Origin of the sequence: Streptomyces sp. NPDC050509 (assembly GCF_044457965.1) — a bacterium.
Lineage (GTDB): Bacteria > Actinomycetota > Actinomycetes > Streptomycetales > Streptomycetaceae > Streptomyces.
In genome coordinates, this window is the sequence record NZ_JBITHL010000007.1 from 163408 (window position 1) to 179889 (window position 16482).

Below are 16482 nucleotides of genomic sequence, written 5' to 3' on the forward strand. Positions count from 1 at the left end.
CCTGGCGGGGATCCGCCACGGCCCGCTGTGGACTGCGCCACGTCGCGCGTCCCCCCGGTCTCCGCTGTACCACATCAGGGCCTAAAACGGGCCCCTTTTCCGGACATTGACGAACGAAGCGACGAACGACCGGCAGCGGTACAACGATCGGCCAGCCTACCTCGCGGAGGGGCGCGGCAGGGTCATGGGGAGAGGTCCTGGCGCCGTCCCGAGACCAGGAAGACGACGGAGCGCTCGCGTTCCGTCCAGCCTCCGGTGTCGAGCGCGACGGACTGGAGGAGGGCGCACTCCACCTCATATCCCCCGCCGGCCAAGGCCGTTCCGACGGCCTCGGCCTCGTCCCTGGTGGCGGCGTGGGTGACGATCCGCTCGGGCCGGCGGTCGGCGCAGGCGATGACGACATCGACGCCGCCGCCCCCGATCCGTACGACGTCGGGTTCGGGGAGCCGTTCCAGTACGTGGGGCGCCCGGCCCTGGACGACCTGGAGCTGGACGCCCGCGCGGCGGGCGGCGGCGGCGGTGCTGGCGCAGGCCCCGGGTTCGTCGTCGACGGCGATCACGGCCGCGCCGAAGCGGGCCGCCTCTGCGGCGAGCGCCCCGCTGCCGGAGCCGATGTCCCAGATCAGGTCGCCGGTGCGGGCGCCGATCCGGGCGAGCTGGGCGGCGCGCAGCCAGGTGGACTCGCCCTCGTCGAGGTTGATGCCGTACTCCTCGCCGGGCAGCGCCCAGCCGCGGCGCTCCGGCGGGTAGCCGGGGTCGCGGCCGGCGATCCAGCCGCCGGAGGGGGCGAGCGCGGTGCCGATCCCGCCGATGACGATGACGACGTTGGGGTCGCGCCAGACGTGGTCGGCGGCCTTGTCGGAGGTGAGGACGGTGACCTGTTCTCGGTCGGTGCCCAGTTCCTCGCAGATGACGAAGGTGCGGTGGACGCCGTCGAGGAGCAGGGCGAGTTCGGCGGGGCCCGCGCCCGGGGAGGTGAGGACGGCGACCTTGGTGTGCGCGCGGACGACGTTGACGGCGCGGCGCAGCGTACGGCGGTGGGCGACGACAACCTGGGCGTCGTCCCAGGCCATGCCGGCCCGGGAGAAGGCGGCGGCCACGGCGGAGACCGCGGGGACGACTTCGACCTCCAGGCCGTGTTCGGGGGCGCGCAGGGTGCGTACGACGCCGAAGAAGCCGGGGTCACCGTCGGCGAGGACGACGGCGGTGCCGCGGTGTCCCGCGATCCGGCGGGCGGCCAGGTCGATGGAGCCGAGTCTGATGCGCTCGGCGCCGGCGGGTACTTCGGGGAGGGCGAGATGGTGGGCGGCACCGGCCACGAGGGTGGCGGCCGAGAGCGCGGACCTGGCTGCGGCGGTGAGGGGCGAGCCGTCCCAGCCGATCACCGTGACGCGGTCGGCCATCGTCGTCAGTCTCCCGAAGGTTGTCGCGGGCGGGGGTGCCGCTTCGTACGCCCGGGGGCACGACGAGGCACGGTGAGAGTACCTGGCGTGGGGGAACGACGGCCGGGCGGAGGTGTGAAGTTCTGGAGGTCAGCGCCAGTCGGGGAAGGAGGCGTAGCCGCCCGCGTCGGCCATCTGCTCGCCGATGCCTTCGAGGTCCTCGGGGAGCAGGCTCCAGACGATGAGGTCGGTGCGGATGTCGGTCCAGCCGCCGTCCTCGGTCTGCGAGCGGGCTATCCAGGCGTTGCGCAGGACGCCTTCGCTGATGCAGCCGATCTTCTGCGCGACCTGCTGGGAGGCGGTGTTGTCGGCGGGGGTGCGCACCTCGATGCGTTCGAACCGCAGGTCGCCGAAGAGCCACTGGGCGACCGCGAGCATCGCTTCGGTGGCGTATCCCTCGCCGCGTGCCCAGGGGGCGGTGACATAGGCCGCCTCGGTGGCGAGCGCGCGCCAGTTGGTGCGGCGCAGCCGGACGACGCCGACGAGCCGCTGGGTGAGGAACTCGTGGACGGCGAAGGCGATCCCGCGTCCGGTGCGGCGTTCGTTGGGGGCGATTCTGCGGACCCACACCTCGGCGTCCTTGTCGGTGTACGGATGGGGCACGGAGGTCCAGGCCGTGACCATCTCGTCGTTCATCATCTCGATGTGCGCCGGGATGTCCGCGAGTTCGTAGGGGCGCAGCACCAACCGCTCCGTGCTGATGGAAACGTCCGGAAAGGTGGTAGTCATGCGAGCTCCATGCCTCTGTCCGCCGTAAATGCACAGCATGCAGCATCCGGACGGGATGCGCATGGCCGGGTCCTCACGGATGCGTGCGCCCCGCACACGACGCGTGTGTGCGGGGCGGGCGCGGACAAGGACGTTACCGCCGTGGCTACTTGGCCGCGCCGAAGGAGGCGATGACCGAGCCGTCGTAGGTGTCGTCGATGTACTTCTTGACCTCGTCCGAGTTGAGGAGCTTGGCGAGCTTCTCGACGCGCGGGTCCTTCTCGTTGCCGCGCTTGACGGCGAGGAAGTTGGCGTACGGGTTGCCGTCGGCCTTCTCCAGGGCGAGGGAGTCCTCGGCGGGCTTGAGCTTGGCCTCGATGGCGTAGTTGCCGTTGATGACGGCGGCGTCGACGTCGTTCAGGGCGCGGGGCAGGGTGGCGGCCTCCAGCTCCTTGAACTTCAGGCCCTTCGCGTCCTTGACGGAGGAGAGGTTGGCGTCGGTGCCGACGCCGTCCTTCAGGGTGATCACACCGTTGTCGGCGAGCAGCTTGAGTGCGCGGCCCTCGTTGGTGGTGTCGTTGGGGATGGCGACGGTCTGGCCGGCCTTGAGGCTCTTGAGGTCCTTGACCTTCTTGGAGTAGAGGCCGAGGGGCTCCAGCTCGACGTTGACGACGGGCACGATGTCGGTGCCCTTCTTCTTGTTGAAGTCGTCGAGGTACGGCTTGTGCTGGAAGAAGTTGGCGTCGACCTCGCCGCTCTGGGTGGCGGTGTTCGGCAGGACGTAGTCCGTGAACTCCTTGACCTCCAGCTTGAGGCCCGCCTTGGCCGCCAGGTTCTTCTGCACGAAGTTCAGGATGTCGGCGTGCGGCGTCGGGGACGCGGCGACGACCAGCGGCTTCGCGGGGTCGGCGGAGGCGCCGGCCGCGGAGGCGCCGCCGCCCGGGTCCGAGGAGGTGCCGCAGGCGCTGAGGCCGAGGGCGAGGGCCGTGGTGACGGCCGCGGTCGCGGTGATCTTGAGGGTGGTACGCACGAAGAGTGCCTCTTTCCGGTGATGCGGGTGACGTGGCCCGGACAAGGAGTGCGGGCCGTTGAGGGGGGTCGGTGGGTTCAGGAGGCGGTACGGCCTCGGCGGGCCAGCAGCCGTACGGCGCCGTCGCCCAGGAGCTGGATCACGGTGACGATCGCGATCAGCACCACGACCGTGGCGATCATGAAGCCGTTCTCGAAGCGCTGGAAGCCGTAGGTGACGGCCTTGGAGCCGAGCCCCTCACCACCGACCGCGCCCGCCATCGCCGAGTAGCCGATGAGGACGATGAGGGTGGTGGTGACGGCGGAGACGAGGGAGGGCAGGGCCTGCGGGAGCAGGACCTTGCGGACGATCGTGGGGATCGAGCCGCCCATCGCCTGGACGGCCTCGACCAGCCCGTGGTCGACCTCGCGGATCGCCGTCTCGACGAGGCGCGCGAAGAAGGGGATGGCGCCGATCGCCAGGGGCACGATCATCGCGGTGGGGCCGATGAAGGTGCCCACGACCAGGGTGGTGAACGGGATCAGCGCGATCAGCAGGATCATGAACGGCAGCGAGCGGCCGATGTTCACGATCACGCCGACGACCTTGTTGACCGCCGTGTTCTGGAGCAGTCCGCCCTGGTCGGTGAGGACCAGCAGGATGCCGAGGGGCAGTCCGCCGGCGATGGTGACGAGCGCGGACCACAGCACCATGTAGAGGGTGTCGATGGTCCCCTGGGAGAGCAGGGGCTGCATTTCCGACCAGGTCACTTGGCATCTTCCTTCACCGGTGCGGGGGTCTTGGCCGGAGCGGGGGTCTTGGCCGGAGCGGCTGCGGAACCGCGTACGGGCGCGTCGGGGTCGACGACCTCCGCGTGGAGGCCCTGCTCGCGCAGGAAGCCGACCGGGACGACGTTCTCCTCGTACGTGCCGGGCAGTTCGATCCGCATCCGGCCGATCTGGCGTCCGCCGACGGTGTCCATCGCGGCGCCGAGGATCGATATGTCGATGTTGTACGTACGGGAGAGCTGCGAGATCACCGGCTGGGAGGCGGCCTCGCCCTGGAAGGTGACGTCGATGACCGTACGGCCGGGGCCCGCGGGCGCGCCGCCCACCGGGAACAGCTCCTGGGCGAGCTGGGAGCCGGGGGTGGCGAGCAGTTCGCCGACCGTGCCGGACTCGACGATCCGGCCCTCGCTCATCAGCGCCGCGGAGTCGCAGATCGTCTTCACGACCTCCATCTCGTGGGTGATGAGCAGGACGGTCAGACCGAGCTGCTGGTTGAGGTCGCGCAGGAGCTGGAGGATGGAGCGGGTGGTCTCCGGGTCGAGGGCGCTGGTCGCCTCGTCGGAGAGGAGCACCTTCGGGTTGCCGGCCAGCGCGCGGGCGATGCCGACGCGCTGCTTCTGACCGCCGGAGAGCTGGGTGGGGTACGTCCTGGCCTTGTCGGCGAGCCCGACGAGGTCGAGCAGTTCCAGGGCGCGGCGACCGCGCTCCTGGCCGGAGACGCCGAGGATCTCCAGCGGGAGTTCGATGTTGTCCTGGACGGTGCGGGAGGACAGCAGGTTGAAGTGCTGGAAGACCATGCCGATCGAGCTGCGCGCGCGGCGCAGCTCCTTGCCGGCCCTGCGGCCCCGCCCGGCGAGCGCGGTGAGGTCCTGGCCGTCGACGGTGACCGTGCCGGCGGTGGGGCGTTCGAGGAGGTTGACGCAGCGGATCAGCGAGGATTTGCCGGCGCCGCTGCGGCCCACGACACCGAAGACCTCGCCCTCGCGGACGTGCAGGTCGACGCCGTCGAGCGCGGTGACCTCACGGCCGCGCGACTGCGCGGACCGGTAGACCTTCGTCAGGCCCGAAGTAGTGATCACAGGGGGTTTCCGTCACTGTCGAGTGCGCGGCGGGGTACGCCGGGCACGAGGCATTCGTCGGTGCCGCGCGCACGCCGGCGCGGTGGGTGACCGGGGCGCGGCGCGTGCGGGGGCAGGCCCTACCGGGCGCGGGCGCGCGAGGAGGCCGGGTCTCGCTTCGGGGCGCGAGGCTCAGGCGGGGGCCCTCAGAAGGAGCACATTCGACACAGACAACGAGCACCGGGCGTCGTGATCGCCTCGGTCGCGGGGTCGCGGTAGCTCGTCGTGGTCATGCGGCAAGTAAAACAGACATCAGGACGCCCATCGGGCGGGTGTCCGCATAGCGGGACGATTTGTCGCACCATACGGACAGTTCGGTGGCTGCGGCGACTGTGGTCCCGACTGCTCACCTGACCTTGGGCGTCACCGCTCCATCGGCTCTGACCTGCGCGGATACGGCGACAGGGGTGGGCGGGACCGGATCCGCGCGCGGTGCGTGAGCGAGGTACGACCGCTGTCCGCTGTGGTCAAGGCCACGGTCCTGACGGCGTCCGCGCACGGGCGGCCGGACACGGGCCCGGGGGTGCCCGCAGGGGGTCTTTTGCGCCGTAATACCCTCGGGCCCATGCTTGTCGCCCTGACGGTCGCGGTCTCCGTGACCGCGCTCGTCCTCGCCGCCTGGTGCGGTCACGCCGCCTACCGCGACCAGCCCACCAAGGACTGGCACTTCATCGGCATGGCCGTGGTGTCCGTGCTGGCGCTGGTCCAGTGCGTGGTGGGGATCGTGCAGCTCGCGCGCGGGGAGAAGGCCGACGAGGGCTCGGTCATCTTCGTCTCGTATCTGCTGGGCGCCCTGCTGGCAGTGCCCGCGGCGGGTTTCCTGTCGTTGGGTGAGCGGACCCGCTGGGGTTCGGTGACGGTCGCCGCCGGTGCGGTCGTCCTGGCCGTGCTGGAAGTACGGCTCCACGACATCTGGGGAGGCTGACCCGATGACCACCGAGGTGCCACGGACGTCCGGGGCGCGGGGAAGCCGGCTCGTCAAGGGCCCCGGCCTGCTGCTGGTCTGGCTGTACGGGGTGATGTCCGTGGGCGCCGTCTCGCGCTCGGTCTACCAGATCGCCACCGAGTTCGACCACGCGCCGCTGGCGTACTCGCTCTCCGCCGTGGCCGCCTTCGTCTACGCGTTCATCACGTACACCCTCGTGCGCGGCGGTGAGTCGGCGCGCAGAGCGGCCCTGGTGTGCTGCGCCGCCGAACTCGTCGGCGTCCTGACGGTGGGGACGTGGACGCTGGCCGATCCCTCGGCCTTCCCGGACACCACCGTCTGGTCGGACTACGGGATGGGCTATCTCTTCATCCCGGTGCTGCTGCCGGTCACGGGCATCGCGTGGCTGCGGAAGCGGGCGGACGCGCGGGGCTGACCCCCGGAGCGTTCCTGAGAAGCGGGTTTCGAGAAACGGGCTTCGAGAAGCGGAACCCCCCTGCCGGCCCCCCGCCGGTGTGCGGCGGGCGGGGAGGATTCCGCCCTCACGTCAGGCGCTGGCCACGTACACCCGGTCGGCCGCCACCTTCTCCAGCCTGACGAGCCGCAGCTTGGGGCCGACCTGCTCCGTCGCCACCGGCGCGTACCCGCGGCTGCGGTAGAGCCGCAGATTGCCCTCATTGCGGTGGCCGGTGGAGAGCTGGAAGCGCTGCGCGGCCGGCTCCGCCGCGAAGTGGACCTCTATGGCGTCGAGCAGCCGTCCGCCGAGGCCGTGCCTGCGCAGCCGTGGATGGACGATGAGTTTGGCGATCCTGGCCGTGCCGTCCGCGTCCACGCTGCCCCGTACCGAGGCCACCACCTCGTCGCCGAGGCGGGCCACCAGGCCGTGCCCACCGTCGAGTTCGGCCCTCAGGTCGTCGAGCGTCTGGGTGAGCGGCTCGATGGTGTAGTCGCCGTACAGCTCGGCCTCGTTCTGGTAGCAGAGGTACTGGAGCTTCAGGATCTGCTCCGCGTCCTGCGCACTCGCCGCTGAGATGGTCACGCTCATGCCCATGTGTGCATGCCTCCCGCTCACTTGGTCCGCCGGTGTCTACCGCTCCTTTCCCCCACGTTCAGGAGCGGCAACCTCCGCCGCCAGCATTCTGCGCAGGCATCCCAGGCATCTCGACCTCAAGGGGCCCAAACTGCCCTGTGACATACCCAACTCACCGGCCATCTCCCGGTAGGTGAGGTCCTTCGCCGACAGCATCGCCGTCAGCACGCCGGGGCAGCGGCCCGGTGTGCGTCCGACCGCCGCGTGCACCGCCCTGTTCCAGTCGGTGCGCAGCGCGATCCGCTCGGGGTCCGTCTCGGCGTCGGCGGCGGGTTCGTGGCGGTACACCCGTTCCCTGGCGGCGGTGCGCCGGGCGCGGCGCGCCTCGGCCCGTACGACGTCGCGCACCCAGCGCGCGGGATCGCCGGGCGTCCCCGCCCTGGCCGGCCGCTCCAGCAGCCTTACCCAGGCGCCCTGTTCGAGATCGCCCGCCTCGACCCCGGCCGCCGGCGCCTCCGCCGCCGCCTCGGCGCGGACGAGGGGCAGCAGCGCCCGGACGAGATCCGGCGGGTGCTGCGCCTCGGGCTGCGGAGGACGGGGTACGCGGAGGGGCCGGGTGGCACGGACTGGCGTCATGTCCGGCGGGACGTCCGGGCGGTGGGCGATGGTTGCTCCCCGGCCGGGCGATCACCCGACCGGGGGACGCCGGCTCAGCGGCTGACGAAGTCCGCCCGCGCGAGCAGACCGGTGTCCGGGTTGTCGGTGAAGATCCCGTCGATGCCCTGCTCGAAGTAGGCCTTGAGGGCGCCGAAGGCGTCGCCGTACGCGTTCGGGTCCGTGCCGCGCCGGAAGTCGGCGGGCAGGAAGGCGTTCTCGTTGCGGAGCGTGTACGGGTGCAGGATCAGCCCCTGGGCGTGGGCGTCCCGTACGAGCGTGGTGGGCTTCCCCAGCTTGCCCGCGGCGTCCTTCGGGATGACCAGGTCGAGCGTCGGGCCGATGCCCTGCGCGAAGGACGCCATCCACTTCAGCCCCTCGGGCGTGACCAGATCGGCGACCGTGCGCGGGTCGCCCGCGACGGTGAAGTCCCAGGGGCGGGTGGCCGCCGCGTCGAGCAGGACGACACGCGGGGAGTCGACCAGCTTCGCCATCCGCCGCATGCTGCTCGGCTCGAAGGACTGGAGGAAGATCGCGGAGTCGGCCCGGTCGCGCCGGTACTTGCGGAGCAGCTTCGCGAAGGGCTCCTCCAGGCCGAGGCCGAGACCGCGGAAGTAGGTGGGGTGCTTGGTCTCGGTGTAGAGCCAGACGGTGCGGCCGAGGCGGCGGCCCTGCTCGTCGGCCCAGCGCAGCACCTCCTCGAAGGTGGGGATCGTCCAGCGGCCGTCGTAGAGGGTGTTGTGCTGACGCACGCCGGGGATGCGCTCCTTGGCGCGCAGGGTCTTCAGCTCGGCAAGGGTGAAGTCCTCGGTGAACCAGCCGGTGAGGCTGACCCCGTCGACGGACTTGGTGGCCTTGCGGTCCGCGAACTCCGGGTGGTCCGCGACATCGGTGGTGGCCGTGATGTCGTTCTCGTGACGGCACACCAGATGCCCGTCCTTGGTGGGCACGAGGTCCTGCTCGATGACGTGCGCGCCGAGGTCGAGGGCGTGCTGGTACGAGCCGAGGGTGTGCTCGGGGCGGTAGCCGCTGGCCCCGCGGTGGCCGACGATCGTGGGCACGGGCAGAGCCGGCTTCGAAGGACCGTGGCCGCCCCGCCCCCGCTCGGCCGCGTCCGCCGCGGTGGGCAGCGCCACGGCCGCCGAGCCGAGCACCGCAGCGCCCAGTACGGACCGCCGTCCGGGCGTGTTCCGCGCACCCTGTGTCATGAACGCTCCTTCGATGTGGTGTCCCGGCGAGGTCCCGCGCCTGCCGGACGACGCCTGAGCGTAGGCGGCCGTCCCCTTCGTACGGGAGACCGTGGTGCGAACGTGGCGGAAACACAGGTCAACAGTGCGTATCCACTCCGTGAACCCGATGTGCGCTCCCCCTGAGCCGCGAGTACCGTACTCACCTGCATGGATTTACTCGGCCGTCCAACAACCGCACCACGACACCGGAGGACCCGTTGTCCCGCTTCGCCCTCATCAAGGCACTGCTCGGACCGGTCATGCGCCTGATGTTCCGTACGAGGGTGGAGGGCGCCGAGAACATCCCGCGGAGCGGCCCCGTCATCCTCGCCGGGAACCACCTCACCTTCATCGACTCGATGATCCTGCCGCTGGTCTGCGACCGTCAGGTCTTCTTCATCGGCAAGGACGAGTACGTCACGGGCAAGGGGCTCAAGGGCAAGCTGATGGCCTGGTTCTTCACCGGTGTCGGCATGATCCCGGTCGACCGGGACGGCGGCCGGGGCGGTGTCGCGGCGCTGATGACCGGCCGCCGGGTGCTGGATCGCGGCCAGCTCTTCGGCATCTACCCGGAGGGCACCCGCTCCCCCGACGGCCGCCTCTACCGGGGGCGTACGGGGATCGCGCGGCTCACGCTGATGACGGGCGCCCCGGTGGTCCCGTTCGCGATGATCGGCACGGACAAGCTCCAGCCGAACGGCTCGGGCATGCCGCGCTCCGGCAAGGTGACGGTGCGCTTCGGCAAGCCGATGGAGTTCTCCCGGTACGAGGGCATGGACCGCGACCGCTATGTGCTGCGCGCGGTGACGGACTCGGTGATGACCGAGGTCATGGAGTTGTCGGGCCAGGAGTACGTGGACATGTACGCCACGAAGGCCAAGGCCGCGTAGCGCCTCCCCCTCCCTCACTCCTCGGGAATCACCCCCTCCGCCAGCTTCTGGCCCTTCAGCAGGAACCAGGCGGCCGCCGCCGTCGCCAGCAGCACCGCCGCGCCGAGACCCGACGCCAGGCGCAGGCCGTCGACGAACGCGCCCTGGGCCGCGGCGAGCAGTTCCGCGCCGCCCGGGCCCGGCAGGCCGGCCGCCGCGTCCACCGCGCCGCCCAGTGACTGGTGGGCCGCCGCGGCCGTGTCCGCGGGGATGCCGGGGGGCGTGGGGAAGTCCCGGTAGACGCCGGTGACGATGGAGCCGAGCAGCGCGATGCCGAGCGCCGCGCCCAGTTCGTACGCCGTCTCCGAGACCGCGGAGGCCGAACCCGCCTGCTCCTTGGGGACGCTGGAGAGGATCACGTCCGCGGTGACGGTGAAGGAGAAGCCCGCGCCGGCCCCGACGAGCAGCAGCACGGTGCCCAGCAGCGGATAGCCCGTGGACTGGCTCAGCCCGGTCATCACGGCGAGGGGCACACCGATCGCCGCGAGGCCGCCGGTCACCACCGCCCGTACGGAGAACCGGCGCGCGGCCCGGCCGGCGAGCAGCCCGGTCGTCACCGCGCCGACCGCCGCGGGGAGTTCGGCCAGTCCGGCCTCCAGCGGGCTGCGCCCCTGGACCAGTTGCAGGAACTGCGACAGGAAGAAGACCAGCCCGGACAGGCCGAGGATGGTCAGCAGATCGGCCAGTACGGCGCCGGAGAAGCCCCGGTGGTGGAAGAGGCGTACGTCCAGCAGCGGGGCGGGCAGGGTGAGCTGGCGCCGTACGAACCAGTACAGCGCGGCCACGCCGGCCACCGCGATGACCGCGACGTCCCAGCCCGCCCCGTGCGCCGCGACCTCCTTGATCGCGTACACGACGCCGACGATGCCGATGAGCGAGAGCGCCACGCTGAGCAGGTCCCAGGGGCCCGGGGCCGGGTCCTTCGACTCGGGGAGCGTGCGGATGCCGACGAGGACGAGCACCGCCATCACCGGCAGGTTGATCAGGAAGACCGAGCCCCACCAGAAGTGCTCCAGCAGGAAGCCGCCGACGACCGGGCCGACCGCCGCGCCGGCCGACGCCATCGCACCCCAGATACCGACGGCGAGACTGCGCTCCCGGGGATCGTGGAAGAGATTACGGATCAGGGCGAGCGTGGCCGGCATCAGGGTCGCGCCCGCGACCCCCAGCAGCGCCCGCGCCACGATCATCATCTCCGGGCTGGACGCGTAGGCGTTGAGCACGGAGATACCGCCGAACGCGACCGCGCCCGTCAGCAGCAGCTTCTTGCGGCCGATGCGGTCGCCGAGGCTGCCCATCGAGACCAGCAGGCCCGCGATGACGAAGGAGTAGATGTCGCCGATCCACAGAAGCTGTGTGCCGGACGGCTTGAGGTCCTCGCTGAGGAAGGGGGTGGCGAGGCCGAGTACGGTCGCGTCGACGGCCACCAGGAGCACCGCGAGAACGAGCACGGCGAGCGCGATCCAGCGCCCGGGGCGGGGCCGGAACTCGGCTTCCGCCGCCGCCGGGTTGGTGCTGATCATGTGTCCACGCTCCGTCGTGCTCCGCCGAGCAGCAACTCGACGATCATGTACTGGAAGTCCTTGGCGGCGACCCTGCCGTCCTGGATCGCCCAGGCACCGGCGCCGATGAGCCCGTACAGCGCCTCGGTCAGCCAGGCGGGGCTGAGGTCGATCCGGAAGCGGCCCTCCGCCTGTCCGCGCCGGAAGAGCGCGGAGAACCGGGCGTCGATCCGGTCCCAGCCCTCGTTGACCTCGCCCTCGAAGAGCTGGTTCTCGGTGACGAGGAAGGCGAGGAGCCCGGCGGAGGGCTCGACCCGCGCGACGAGCCGGCGCAGCGCCTCGTCCGCGGGGCCCTCGTCGATCCCGGCTCCGTCGAGCGCGGTCTCCAGCTCCTGGAGGCCCAGCGCCTCCAGCGCCTTGATCAGCGCGTCCCGTCCGGCGAAGTGCCGGTGGAGGGTCGCGCGTCCGATGCCGGCGGCGCGGGCGACCTCGTCCATGGTGGCGGTCGCCTTGCGGGTGAGCAGGGCCGCCGCGGTGCGCAGCACCTGGTCACGATCCATGGTCATGAGGCAACCATAGCCCGAATGAGACATCAACGTCTCATTCAATACGATGATCTACCAGAGAGGTGGGGTGGATGAAACCGCTGCTGCTGATCGATGTCGACGGTCCGCTCAATCCGTACGACGCCCTGGCCGACGCGCGGCCCCCGCGCGGCTACACCAGGCATGTGATGCGCCCGTCGGCCTGGCCGTATCCGCAGCCGCTGTCCGTGCTGCTCAACCCCGGCCACGGCGCGGAGCTGCTGGCCCTCGCCGACCGCTACGACCTGGTCTGGGCCACGACCTGGGAGGGCGACGCCAACGAGTGGATCGGGCCGCGCCTCGGGCTGCCGGAGCTGCCGTACATCGGCTGGCCCGAAACTCACGGAAAGGCCCCTCGCGGGACCTTCTGGAAGACGCGGTACGTCCTGGAGTACGCGGCCGGGCGGCCGTTCGCCTGGATCGACGACGAGATCACGTCGTACGACCGGGAGTGGGTGGAGCGGGAACACCTCACCGCCGCCCTGCTGCTGCGCGTCGACCCCGGCATCGGGCTGACCCGGCCGGACTTCGACGCGCTCGCGCGGTGGGCGGCGGCGCTGTAGAGCCTGCTTGCTTCCTTCTCTGCTCGCTACTGCTTCCGGCTACTGCTTCTTGGCGGTGGCCCAGGCGTGCTGTATCACCAGGTCCGCCTTGACCTCCGCGAGCTGGACGGCCACGGCGGAGGGGGCCGTGCCGCCCCGGCCGTTACGGGAGGCCAGCGAGCCCGCCACGTTGAGCACCGAGCGGACGTCCGGGGTGAGGTGCGCGGAGATCTTCGCGAACTGCTCGTCCGTCAGCTCGTCCAGCTCGATGCCGAGCGACTCGCACTCCTTGACGCACTCCCCCGCGACCTCGTGCGCCACCCGGAACGGCACGCCCTGGCGGACCAGCCACTCCGCGATGTCCGTGGCGAGCGAGAAACCGGCGGGGGCCAGCTCCTCCATCCGGGTCCGGTTGACGGTCAGCGTGGCCATCATGCCGGTGAAGGCGGGGAGAAGGACCTCAAGCTGGTCGCAGGAGTCGAAGACCGGCTCCTTGTCCTCCTGGAGATCACGGTTGTACGCGAGGGGCAGCGCCTTCAGCGTGGCGAGCAGCCCGGTCAGATTTCCGATGAGCCGCCCCGACTTGCCGCGCGCCAGCTCCGCGATGTCCGGGTTCTTCTTCTGCGGCATGATCGACGAGCCGGTGGAGAACGCGTCGTGCAGGGTGACGAAGGAGAACTCCTTCGTGTTCCAGAGGATGATCTCCTCCGCGATACGCGACAGGTTGACGCCGATCATCGCGGTGACGAAGGCGAACTCGGCCACGAAGTCGCGTGAGGCGGTGCCGTCGATCGAGTTGCCCACGGAGCCGCGCTCGAAGCCCAGGTCGGCGGCGACCGCCTCGGGGTCGAGCCCGAGCGAGGAACCGGCCAGCGCGCCGGAGCCGTACGGGGAGACCGCCGTGCGCTTGTCCCACTGCCGCAGCCGCTCCGCGTCCCGGGACAGCGACTGCACATGCGCCAGCACATGGTGCGCGAAGAGGACGGGCTGGGCGTGCTGGAGGTGCGTACGGCCGGGCATGGCGACGTCCGGGTTGGCCTCGGCGAGACCGACCAGCGCGTCCTGGAGGTCCGCGATCAGCCCGCCGACGATCCGCGCGTGGTCGCGCAGGTACATCCGGAAGAGCGTGGCGACCTGGTCGTTGCGGGAGCGGCCGGCGCGGAGCTTGCCGCCGAGGTCGGCGCCGAGGCGCTCCAGCAGCCCGCGCTCCAGCGCGGTGTGGACGTCCTCGTCGGCGACGGTGCCGGTGAACGAGCCGTCGGCGACATCCGCTTCGAGCTGGTCGAGACCGGCGGTCATGCGGGTCAGTTCGTCGGCGGTGAGCAGCCCCGCCTTGTGGAGCACGCGGGCGTGGGCGCGGGACCCGGCGATGTCGTACGGCGCGAGCCGCCAGTCGAAGTGGACGGACGCCGACAGAGCCGCCAGCGCGTCCGAGGGACCGTCGGCGAAGCGCCCGCCCCAGAGCCGGACGTCACCGTTGTTGCTGCTCACTGCTGAACTCCTTGGAGGGTTCGTGAAGCCTCGAACGTGAAGCATGGAACTCGAACGTGAAGCGTGGAAGAAGTACGGCCGCCTCCCCACAGCGGAGGTAAGGGGAGGCGGCCGTCGTACGGGCGCGGGTCAGGCGAGGTCGCGCCGGGCAGCGATCTTGGAGGAGAGGCCGAAGATCTCGATGAAGCCCTGGGCCTTGGACTGGTCGAACGTGTCGCCCGAGTCGTAGGTGGCCAGGTTGAAGTCGTACAGCGACTCGTCCGACTTCCGGCCGGTGACGACGGCGCGGCCGCCGTGCAGCGTCATCCGGATGTCGCCGGTGACGTGCTGGTTGGCCTCGTTGATGAAGCCGTCCAGGGCGCGCTTGAGCGGGGAGAACCACAGGCCGTCGTAGACGATCTCGCCCCAGCGCTGCTCGACCTGCCGCTTGTAGCGGGCCAGCTCGCGCTCGACCGTGACGTTCTCCAGCTCCTGGTGCGCGGTGATCAGCGCGATGGCGCCGGGCGCCTCGTAGATCTCCCGGGACTTGATCCCGACGAGCCGGTCCTCGACCATGTCGATCCGGCCGATGCCCTGGGCGCCGGCCCGCTCGTTGAGCTGCTGGATGGCCTGGAGGACGGTGACGGGCTTGCCGTCGATCGCGACGGGGACGCCCTCCTTGAAGGAGATGATCACCTCGTCGGCCTCGCGCGGCGTGGCCGGGTTCGAGGTGTACTCGTACACGTCCTCGATCGGGCCGTTCCAGATGTCCTCCAGGAAGCCCGTCTCGACGGCGCGCCCGAAGACGTTCTGGTCGATGGAGTACGGGGACTTCTTGGTGGTCGCGATCGGGAGGTTCTTCTCCTCGCAGAAGGCGATCGCCTTGTCCCGGGTCATCGCGTAGTCGCGGACCGGGGCGATGCACTTCAGGTCCGGGCCGAGGGCGGTGATCCCGGCCTCGAACCGCACCTGGTCGTTGCCCTTGCCGGTGCAGCCGTGGGCGACGATGCCCGCGCCGTGCTTCTGGGCGGCGGCGACGAGGTGCTTGACGATCGTCGGCCGGGAGAGGGCGGAGACCAGCGGGTACCGGTCCATGTAGAGGGCGTTGGCCTTGATCGCCGGGAGGCAGTACTCCTCGGCGAACTCGTCCTTGGCGTCAGCGACCTCGGCTTCCACCGCACCGCAGGCGAGCGCGCGCTTGCGGATGACGTCCAGGTCCTCGCCGCCCTGGCCGACGTCCACGGCAACGGCGATGACCTCGGCGCCCGTCTCCTCGGCGATCCAGCCGATGGCGACGGAGGTGTCCAGGCCGCCCGAGTAGGCGAGTACGACGCGCTCGGTCACGGGTTTCTCCTTACGGTGCATTCACTGACAGGCATAACTATGCACCCGTCCGTATGATTCGTCAATCTCGATGAGTTTGGAGTGACGTTTGAACGGTGCGCGCCCTCGTCTCGTACACCTCACCGAACGCAGGCGCCGCGTTGTACGAACCGAGGTCGAGCCGTCCGGCCACTCACCGGACGACTCCCACCCCACCCTTATCCGAGTGAGGTTTCCGCATGTCCAGGGCTCTTCCGAAGTACAACAAGCGCCGTGTGCTCATCGCCGGCGGTGCCGCCGCGGTCGTCCTGTCCGGTGCCGTGATCGCCGGTAACGCCTTGGCCGGGGAGGGCGACAGCAGTACGGCGGCCGGTTCGCCCGGTACGGTGAGCTGCCCGGCCGTCGCCGGCTCGCTGCCCGCGGTCCCGGCCTCGGCCCAGGCCGAGATCGACCGTAACCTCGCCCTCCTCGACACCCAGATCGCGGAGGCGAACAAGCGGCTCGTCGACACGGTCGGCCAGGGCGGCCCCAACTTCGTACAGAACGCGATCCTCGGCCCGCTGGAGGACAAGCGCGTCGCCACCATCAACCGCATGGCCACCGCCATCGGCCGCACCGCCGAGAAGCCCGCCGGACTGGACGCGCTCGCCCCCTGCACCCTGAGCGCGGCGGGCGGCGGGGCGGGAGATGCCGGGGCCGGTGACGCGGGCGCCGGGGATGCGGGCGCCGGGGACGCCGGGGCCGGAGATGCCGGTGCCGGAGACGCGGGAGCCGGAGACGCCGGTGCGGGAGATGCAGGCGCTGGTGACGCGGGCGCCGGGGACGCCGGAGCCGGAGATGCCGGAGCCGGGGACGCGGGCGCCGCGGGTACGGTGAACTGCCCCGACGTCGCGTCGAGCCTGCCCGCGGTCCCCGCCTCGGCCCAGGCCGAGATCGACCGTAACCTCGCGCTGCTGAACACCCAGATCTCCGAGGCCAACCAGCGGATCACCGACACCGTCGGCCAGGGCGGCCCCAACTTCGTACAGAACGCGATCCTCGGCCCGCTGGAGGACAAGCGCGTCGCCACCATCAACCGCATGGCCACCGCCATCGGCCGCACCGCCGAGAAGCCCGCCGGGCTCGACGCGCTCGCACCCTGCACCCTGAACTGACCCACCTGACCGTGGGCCGACCGGCCCGACCGGGAACGCCGTTGCCGCTGACGAGTAGCGACGGCGTTTCCGGCA

General features: G+C 70.9%; 17 protein-coding genes. 5 read left to right on the forward strand and 12 right to left on the reverse strand.

The window, feature by feature from the left end:
- Positions 1-182 precede the first annotated feature (182 nt).
- From cbiE to ACIBJC_RS21135, 5 genes are all read right to left on the reverse strand, one after another.
- Positions 183-1403, reverse strand: a complete 1221-nt coding sequence (cbiE, locus tag ACIBJC_RS21115; protein ID WP_399294613.1) for a precorrin-6y C5,15-methyltransferase (decarboxylating) subunit CbiE — start codon at positions 1401-1403, stop codon at positions 183-185.
- A 129-nt stretch (positions 1404-1532) separates the two neighbouring features.
- Positions 1533-2210, reverse strand: coding sequence for a GNAT family N-acetyltransferase (locus ACIBJC_RS21120; protein WP_399295159.1), 678 nt, complete (start codon positions 2208-2210; stop codon positions 1533-1535).
- A 106-nt stretch (positions 2211-2316) separates the two neighbouring features.
- Positions 2317-3180 carry a MetQ/NlpA family ABC transporter substrate-binding protein gene (locus ACIBJC_RS21125; RefSeq protein WP_399294616.1) on the reverse strand — a complete coding sequence of 288 codons (864 nt, stop codon included), beginning with the start codon at positions 3178-3180 and terminating at the stop codon, positions 2317-2319.
- Between the two features lie 77 nt (positions 3181-3257).
- Positions 3258-3929 (reverse strand): methionine ABC transporter permease, encoded by a 672-nt coding sequence (locus tag ACIBJC_RS21130; protein ID WP_399294620.1) that lies wholly within the window; start codon positions 3927-3929, stop codon positions 3258-3260.
- Positions 3926-5026 carry a methionine ABC transporter ATP-binding protein gene (locus ACIBJC_RS21135; RefSeq protein WP_399294623.1) on the reverse strand — a complete coding sequence of 367 codons (1101 nt, stop codon included), beginning with the start codon at positions 5024-5026 and terminating at the stop codon, positions 3926-3928. Before ACIBJC_RS21135 ends, ACIBJC_RS21130 begins: the two co-directional genes overlap by 4 nt.
- 604 nt (positions 5027-5630) lie before the next feature.
- Between ACIBJC_RS21135 and ACIBJC_RS21140 the strand changes: the two genes are divergently transcribed.
- The gene (locus tag ACIBJC_RS21140) at positions 5631-5990 is read left to right on the forward strand and encodes a hypothetical protein (RefSeq protein ID WP_399294626.1); all 360 of its coding nucleotides are present in this window, start codon (positions 5631-5633) and stop codon (positions 5988-5990) included.
- Between the two features lie 4 nt (positions 5991-5994).
- Positions 5995-6426, forward strand: coding sequence for a hypothetical protein (locus ACIBJC_RS21145; RefSeq protein WP_399294628.1), 432 nt, complete (start codon positions 5995-5997; stop codon positions 6424-6426).
- A gap of 111 nt (positions 6427-6537) precedes the next feature.
- Here the strand turns inward: ACIBJC_RS21145 and ACIBJC_RS21150 are convergent, their stop codons facing one another.
- The 3 genes from ACIBJC_RS21150 to ACIBJC_RS21160 all read right to left on the reverse strand — a co-directional run bounded on the left by ACIBJC_RS21150 (position 6538) and on the right by ACIBJC_RS21160 (position 8882).
- On the reverse strand, positions 6538-7041 hold the full coding sequence (locus ACIBJC_RS21150; protein WP_399294630.1) for a GNAT family N-acetyltransferase: 504 nt from the start codon (positions 7039-7041) through the stop codon (positions 6538-6540).
- 36 nt (positions 7042-7077) lie between these two features.
- Complete coding sequence (locus ACIBJC_RS21155; RefSeq protein WP_329821460.1) at positions 7078-7656, reverse strand: sigma-70 family RNA polymerase sigma factor; 579 nt, start codon at positions 7654-7656, stop codon at positions 7078-7080.
- A 74-nt stretch (positions 7657-7730) separates the two neighbouring features.
- Positions 7731-8882, reverse strand: a complete 1152-nt coding sequence (locus ACIBJC_RS21160) for a glycerophosphodiester phosphodiesterase (RefSeq protein WP_399294634.1) — start codon at positions 8880-8882, stop codon at positions 7731-7733.
- Positions 8883-9163: 281 nt separating this feature from the next.
- Between ACIBJC_RS21160 and ACIBJC_RS21165 the strand changes: the two genes are divergently transcribed.
- Positions 9164-9793, forward strand: coding sequence for a lysophospholipid acyltransferase family protein (locus tag ACIBJC_RS21165; RefSeq protein WP_399295161.1), 630 nt, complete (start codon positions 9164-9166; stop codon positions 9791-9793).
- Positions 9794-9807: 14 nt separating this feature from the next.
- On the opposite strand, the gene ACIBJC_RS21170 is transcribed toward ACIBJC_RS21165, so the two are convergent.
- Both ACIBJC_RS21170 and ACIBJC_RS21175 read right to left on the reverse strand, forming a co-directional pair.
- Positions 9808-11355: an MFS transporter gene (locus ACIBJC_RS21170; RefSeq protein ID WP_399294637.1), complete on the reverse strand. Its 1548-nt coding sequence runs from the start codon at positions 11353-11355 to the stop codon at positions 9808-9810.
- Positions 11352-11900, reverse strand: a complete 549-nt coding sequence (locus ACIBJC_RS21175; protein ID WP_399294640.1) for a TetR/AcrR family transcriptional regulator — start codon at positions 11898-11900, stop codon at positions 11352-11354. Before ACIBJC_RS21175 ends, ACIBJC_RS21170 begins: the two co-directional genes overlap by 4 nt.
- Before the next feature lie 71 nt (positions 11901-11971).
- On the opposite strand from ACIBJC_RS21175, the gene ACIBJC_RS21180 reads away from it, so the two are divergent.
- Positions 11972-12481, forward strand: coding sequence for an HAD domain-containing protein (locus ACIBJC_RS21180; RefSeq protein ID WP_399294643.1), 510 nt, complete (start codon positions 11972-11974; stop codon positions 12479-12481).
- 39 nt (positions 12482-12520) lie between these two features.
- Here ACIBJC_RS21180 and argH read toward each other — a convergent pair whose 3' ends face one another.
- Entirely contained in the window at positions 12521-13951 is a 1431-nt protein-coding gene (gene argH, locus ACIBJC_RS21185; RefSeq protein ID WP_399294646.1) for an argininosuccinate lyase, read from the reverse strand.
- A 129-nt stretch (positions 13952-14080) separates the two neighbouring features.
- Positions 14081-15274 (reverse strand): argininosuccinate synthase, encoded by a 1194-nt coding sequence (locus ACIBJC_RS21190; protein ID WP_329821466.1) that lies wholly within the window; start codon positions 15272-15274, stop codon positions 14081-14083.
- Positions 15275-15492: 218 nt separating this feature from the next.
- Here ACIBJC_RS21190 and ACIBJC_RS21195 point away from each other — a divergent pair, with 218 nt between their 5' ends.
- The gene (locus ACIBJC_RS21195; RefSeq protein ID WP_399294649.1) at positions 15493-16407 is read left to right on the forward strand and encodes a hypothetical protein; all 915 of its coding nucleotides are present in this window, start codon (positions 15493-15495) and stop codon (positions 16405-16407) included.
- The last annotated feature ends 75 nt before the right edge of the window (positions 16408-16482 follow it).